Origin of the sequence: Lutibacter sp. HS1-25, assembly GCF_004121075.1 — a bacterium.
Taxonomy (GTDB): Bacteria; Bacteroidota; Bacteroidia; order Flavobacteriales; family Flavobacteriaceae; genus Lutibacter.
In genome coordinates this window covers 138922-145306 of the sequence record NZ_RHLN01000003.1, presented here as the reverse complement: position 1 = coordinate 145306, position 6385 = coordinate 138922, and the positions used below count along the sequence as shown (strand labels likewise).

Below are 6385 nucleotides of genomic sequence, written 5' to 3'. Positions count from 1 at the left end.
AATTACCTTAGATATGGCAAATTCTATGAAAACTATTGCCAAGAAATGTTTCCCAAAAGCTATACAGGTAACCGATAGATTCCACGTACAAAAACTTGCACTGGAAGCACTTCAGGATATAAGAATCAAGCATAGATGGGACGCTATAGAACTAGAGAATGAACAGATAAAACTAGCAAAAGCAAAGAACAGCACATGCTCTCCCAAAGAGTTTAGCAACGGAGACACAAGAAAACAACTTTTGGCTAGAAGTAGGTACTTGCTATACAAAGCCCCCTCAAATTGGACAGAAAGCCAATACTGTAGAAGCAAAATATTGTTCGATCAATATCCTGATATAAAAATCGCTTTTGATCTTACTCAAGGACTAAGGAACATATACAATACAGCCAAAACTATAGAAGTAGCATATACAAAGCTAGCACATTGGTATAAAGATGTAGAAAATACAGGTTTTAGAGCGTTCAACACAATTGCAAATACGATAACACTCAATTATAGGTCAATCCTAAACTATTTTATAAATAGAAGCACTAATGCTTCAGCTGAATCATTCAATGCTAAAATAAAAGCGTTTAGAGCTCAATTTAGAGGAGTTAGAAACGTTGAGTTCTTCCTTTTTAGATTAACAACAATATTTGCATAAACACAACAATTGTTATTGATCCATGATTATTCTTTCTATTCAGCAAGGGTTGAAGATTCTAAACTACAGTATGGTGATACCATACGGTTTTTGAATAATGAAAGTGTTCAATTCACACACAACAATTGTTATTGATTCAAATTTTGTGCAAATGAGTTTTTGAAGAAATTACGAAATGTCTTAAAACAAAAATAACCCACTGTTTAACAGTGAGTTATTTTGTGATCGCGACAGGATTCGAACCTGTGACCGTCTGCTTAGAAGGCAGATGCTCTATCCAGCTGAGCTACGCGACCCTTTGGTATTAACCAAATATTTGTCGGGGTGGCAGGATTCGAACCTGCGACCTCCGCGTCCCAAACGCGGCGCGATAACCGGGCTACGCTACACCCCGAAAATGGTTATCTTTATTATTGCGGAGAGACAGGGACTCGAACCCTGGCGACAGTTACCCGTCGACAGATTAGCAATCTGCTCCATTACCACTCTGGCACCTCTCCTAAAATATGTCTTATGAACTTATTTTTGCGAGTGCAAATGTAACACTACAATTAGACTTACACAACATTTTTCTGCTTTTTTTAATAAAAATAAATACTTTATTATTCTGGGTATTCAATTCTTACATGATAAATATTCTTTAACTTCTTCTTTAACACCTTTTTAATAGTTTGAAGCTCTTTAAAAGTTATATCTGCATTTTTGAACTGCCCATCGTCCATTTGTTTACTTACAATCTTTTCAACCAAATTATCGAACGCCTGTGCCGATGGCTCTTTAATACTTTTTGAAGCTGCTTCAACAGCATCGCACATCATTAAAATAGCTGTTTCCTTTGAAAAAGGTATGGGGCCTGGATATTGAAAATCCATAATATCAACATCGCCTCCACTTAATTCTTCTTCCTTTTTATAAAAATAATAAACCAATGTTGTTCCGTGGTGCGTTCTAATAAAATCTATAATCCTTTCTGGAATATGATTCTTTTTAGCCAACTCAACTCCGTTTATAATATGGTTTATAATTATTTGAGCGCTATCTTTAGGCGTTAATTCGTTATGTGGATTTACTGAAGTTGATTGGTTTTCTGTAAAATACATTGGATTTAACATTTTACCAATATCGTGATACAACGCTCCTGTTCTAACTAACATAGCATTTGCGTGAATTTCGTTCGCAGCGGCCTCGGCTAAATTAGCAACTTGTAATGAGTGTTGAAATGTTCCTGGTGCATTTTCAGCCAAAGCTCTTAAAAGCTTTGAATTTGTATTTGATAATTCTTTAAGAGATTCGTCTGAAACCAATCCAAACATTTTTTCAAAAATATAAATCAAAGGCAATACAAATAATGTTGCTGCTCCATTTAAAACAAAATATCCAAATATTTGCCAATCTAAATTTTGAGCATTTCCTTCTTGTATAATAGAAAAAGCAAAGTAAGTTATACAATAAACAAAGGTAATTTGTAATACTGAAATAAATAAATTAGCTCTTTTATACAGTTCAGAAATAGTTAAAATAGTAACTATACCGGCTATAATTTGCAAAAATATAAACTCAAAACTGTTAGGGACTATAAAGCCTAAAAGCAGTATTGTTAGTACGTGTGTAAACAATCCTAATCTGGCATCAAAAAATGCTTTTAAAACCAAAGGCAATATTACAACAGGCGCTATATAAACATACTTGGCATCGTATTTTACTATTATTGTTATTAACAAAACAACAAGTGTAATATTAAAAAACAAAAAGGTTACTTTGGTATTGTTTTCGTAAATATCTAACCTGTATTTTCTTAAAAATAAGAAGAGCATTAAAAATGCCAACGATACTAAAATAATATAACCGGTAACTATCCAATAATAATTTGATTTACTCCAAACTTGAGATTCAAATTCATTTTTAATAGAGTTTAATATTACAAATTTCTGACCTTCAACAATATCACCTTTAAATATAATTCGTTCTTTTTCAGCTACCATACCTTTGGTGTATGATATTTTACTTAAATTTTCGTGAAGTACTTTTTGAGTAAAATTTTCATCAAAACTAACATTTGGCTTTATTGTTTCAAAAATAATATTCAAAATACTATTTTCTTCTTCGTTTAATGGTTGTTTGCCTATTTTAGCATTGATAAATCCTAAAATTTGTGAAGCTTTAAATAATTTATTGGGCTGAATTTCTTTGATGTTATTTCCCTGAACCAAAACAATTAAATTGCCTTGGATTTTTTGCTCTGCATTTGTATCTATATAACCAAACTCGTAAATATTTTGAACAATGGCATTTGTTCTTTCTAATAAATTTCTTTTTTTATTATCGGCAAGTTTAGAGTTTGACAATAAAGAGGTTACCCTATCATTAACCTCATTTTTAACAAGCAATACAATTTCATCATTGTACCTAAAAAACTGCTTAGATGTTTTATGAATTTGTTGTTTTTCGGCTTCTATTTCTTCAGCATCTTTTTGAATTGCAAAATCAAAAGGCGCATAATAATTTTCATATTGCCATGGCTTTCCTTTTTGAAATTCGTATTTAAACTGCCCCCCTTTTGGAAATAAATACACCACCAAAACTGTGGTAAACAAGTATAAAGATAACTTGTATATAAAAGCGTGATTTACAAGAAATTTGTTTATAATATTTTTCACTAAATATACGTTTGCATTTCAAAAATAACAATAATAATGGTATCAACGTTTGCAATAGTAGTTATTTTTTAATTACAATTTACCGGTTACACAACAATCTGTGTTTCAAAATTCAAAATATTGCTTAAAAATAACTAAATTCGCCATAGAATTTTCACATCCATTTAATATGAAAGAAGTTGTAATCGTTGCGGTAGCTCGTACGCCAATTGGAAGCTTTTTAGGTAGTTTATCATCTATTTCGGCTACTAAATTGGGTGCAATTGCAATTAAAGGCGCCTTAGATAAAATTAATTTAGATCCTCTATTGATTGATGAAGTTTTTATGGGAAATGTGGTTTCTGCTGGTTTGGGACAAGCTCCTGCAAAACAAGCTGCCATTTTTGCTGGCATTCCAAATACAGTACCTTGTACAACTATTAACAAAGTATGTGCATCGGGTATGAAAGCTATTATGCTTGCTGCTCAAGCTATTAAAACAGGTGATGCAGAAATTGTTATTGCTGGTGGAATGGAAAATATGAGTAGTATACCACATTATATGGATGGAAGAAATGCTGCCAAACTTGGAAATATAACTTTAAAAGATGGTCTTTTAGTTGATGGTTTAACAGATGTTTACGATCAACAACATATGGGAACTTGTGGAGATTTATGTGCTTCTGAATTTGGATTTTCAAGAGAAGATCAAGATCATTTTGCAATAGCTTCATACACCAAATCTGCCAATGCTTGGGCTAATGGATATTTTAACAATGAAATTGTTCCTGTTGAAATTCCGCAGAGAAAAGGCGATCCAATAATTTTTTCAGAAGATGAAGAATACAAAAATGTGATACTTGAAAAAATTCCAACCTTACGACCTGTTTTTAGTAAAACTGGCACTGTTACTGCTGCTAATGCTTCCACTTTAAACGATGGAGCTGCTGCATTGGTAATTATGAGTTTAGAAAAAGCTACTGAATTAAATTTAAAACCTTTGGCGAAAATTAAAGGTTATGCAGATGCTGCACATGAACCTAAATGGTTTACAACAGCACCAGCAAAAGCACTACCTAAGGCTTTAGCAAATGCTGGTGTATCGCAAAGTGAAATTGACTTTTTTGAATTTAATGAAGCTTTTTCTGTTGTTGGTTTGGCAAATATTAAATTATTAGGTTTAGATGCTGCAAAAGTAAATGTTAATGGCGGTGCCGTATCATTAGGTCACCCGTTAGGAATGTCTGGAGCGCGAATTGTAATTGCCTTAACATCTATACTTGAACAAAAAAATGCCAACTATGGTGCTGCTACAATTTGCAATGGCGGTGGTGGTGCAAGCGCCATTATAATTGAACGAATTTCTTAATTTTTAGTAATAAATATACATGCAATACGGTATTTGTAATTTAAGCATTGTCCCTCTTAGAATTGAACCAGATGATACTACTGAAATGGTTTCCCAAGTGCTTTTTGGTGAGCATTTTAAAATACTTGAAATGCGTAAAAAATGGAGTAAAATTCGTTTAGCATTTGACAAATATGAAGGTTGGATTGACAATAAACAATTTGAAGAAATTGACGAAGAAATATATTTAAGCTTAGAAAATACCAATACTATTTTAGCTGCAGAATTAATTGATTTTGCTACTGATAAAAATCAACATTTTTTAACAATTCCCATTGGTGCTAACTTGCCTTTTTTTAACAACCACAGCCTTGTTTTAAACACCACTTATTATCAATATGAAGGTCAGGTTTTTACTTCAAAAAAAGAAAAAGAAAAACTTATTGAAATTGCTTTCAAATTTTTAAATGCACCTTATTTATGGGGTGGAAAAACACCTTTTGGAATAGATTGTTCTGGTTTTACACAAATGGTTTATAAATTATGTGGTTATAAATTACTGCGTGATGCCGGACAACAAGCAACTCAAGGTGAAGTTTTAAGTTTTATTGAAGAAAGTGAACCTGGTGATTTGGCATTTTTTGATAATAATGAAGGCAAAATAACGCATGTAGGTATTATTATGAATGATAATTACATTATTCATGCACATGGAAAAGTAAGAATAGACCGTATTGATCACAGTGGAATTTTTAACGTAGATAGCCAACGTCATACCCACAAATTAAGGGTTATTAAAAAAATTATTTAGAGCTCCTTTTTTATTTTTCTAAAAACGAATTCAAAGTACCTTCATAAAATCGAGGGTAAATTTCTAAATTCATTTTATTTAACTTTGGTTCTTCTTTCCAAACAATATTTAACGCCAACTGTTCATATAATAAAAAACTATCATGACGCGTTGCAATACAACAATAGGTGTATTCTTTATTTTTAAAATCACTAAAAAATTTTAAAATAGTATTTACTAAAAAATAAAGACTATAATTGTTATCGGCTGCAATATCAAAATTATAAAAAATAGGATTTTCGTGATTTTTATAATCAACCAAATCATTTATTGTAATTTCTTCTTCCTTCATTTCTTTATTTCTCAATTTTAAAAATGTAGCTTCATTTATTGGGAAAATAACAACATGACCAGCATAATAACCAGCATCATCCGTTATAATTAAATTTAATTCTGGTAAAATTTCAACTGCTTTTCTAATAGCTAATAAATTATTTTTTGGTAAATCCTGCTTAACTCCTATAAATTTTTTCAAATATTTGATATCGTAATCATAATCTATTTTACGTATATTGTTATTTGTAATAGAAAATTCCTTTTTAAACCAAGCTGCATCAGGCAAATCATTAGACAATTCGTTGGTAGAATATTTTCTAATTCTAAAATCGTAATAAGTTGGTATTACTATTGCAGAGTTTAAATTTCTAATTAATTGATAGGGCAAAAAAGTATTTACAACAATTTCTTCTTCTTTATCACTTTTAATCAAAGTTTCACCTCTCTCCCATCGCTGCACAGTTCGTGCATCCACATTAACTGTTTCAGCAAATTCGACCTGAGAAATATTATTTATCTCTCTATAATCAATTAAAAGTTCTCCAATGGAATTATATCTTTTCATCTATATTTTTTTAACAACGTAAATTTAATCAAAAAAAAATTACAACTAAAATTAAAAATTTTAA

5 protein-coding genes and 3 tRNA genes are annotated in these 6385 nt (G+C 31.1%); 3 read left to right on the top strand and 5 right to left on the bottom strand.

Annotated elements, in window-relative coordinates:
- Positions 1-646 (top strand): transposase (locus EC396_RS02865; protein WP_129365192.1); only part of this gene is annotated, 646 nt, incomplete at its 5' end.
- A gap of 222 nt (positions 647-868) precedes the next feature.
- Here EC396_RS02865 and EC396_RS02855 read toward each other — a convergent pair.
- The 4 genes from EC396_RS02855 to EC396_RS02840 all read right to left on the bottom strand — a co-directional run bounded on the left by EC396_RS02855 (position 869) and on the right by EC396_RS02840 (position 3303).
- Positions 869-942 (bottom strand) — tRNA-Arg (locus EC396_RS02855).
- Between the two features lie 23 nt (positions 943-965).
- Positions 966-1040, bottom strand: a tRNA-Pro gene (locus tag EC396_RS02850).
- 22 nt (positions 1041-1062) lie between these two features.
- Positions 1063-1146 (bottom strand) — tRNA-Ser (locus EC396_RS02845).
- A 102-nt stretch (positions 1147-1248) separates the two neighbouring features.
- A complete protein-coding gene (locus EC396_RS02840; protein ID WP_129365191.1) occupies positions 1249-3303 on the bottom strand; it encodes an HD family phosphohydrolase in 2055 nt (684 codons plus the stop codon).
- A gap of 169 nt (positions 3304-3472) precedes the next feature.
- Between EC396_RS02840 and EC396_RS02835 the strand changes: the two genes are divergently transcribed.
- Both EC396_RS02835 and EC396_RS02830 read left to right on the top strand, forming a co-directional pair.
- On the top strand, positions 3473-4651 hold the full coding sequence (locus tag EC396_RS02835; RefSeq protein ID WP_129365190.1) for an acetyl-CoA C-acyltransferase: 1179 nt from the start codon (positions 3473-3475) through the stop codon (positions 4649-4651).
- A 19-nt stretch (positions 4652-4670) separates the two neighbouring features.
- Positions 4671-5441, top strand: a complete 771-nt coding sequence (locus EC396_RS02830) for a C40 family peptidase (RefSeq protein ID WP_129365189.1) — start codon at positions 4671-4673, stop codon at positions 5439-5441.
- Between the two features lie 10 nt (positions 5442-5451).
- Here EC396_RS02830 and EC396_RS02825 read toward each other — a convergent pair whose 3' ends face one another.
- Positions 5452-6321: a helix-turn-helix transcriptional regulator gene (locus tag EC396_RS02825; protein ID WP_129365188.1), complete on the bottom strand. Its 870-nt coding sequence runs from the start codon at positions 6319-6321 to the stop codon at positions 5452-5454.
- Positions 6322-6385: the final 64 nt, after the last annotated feature.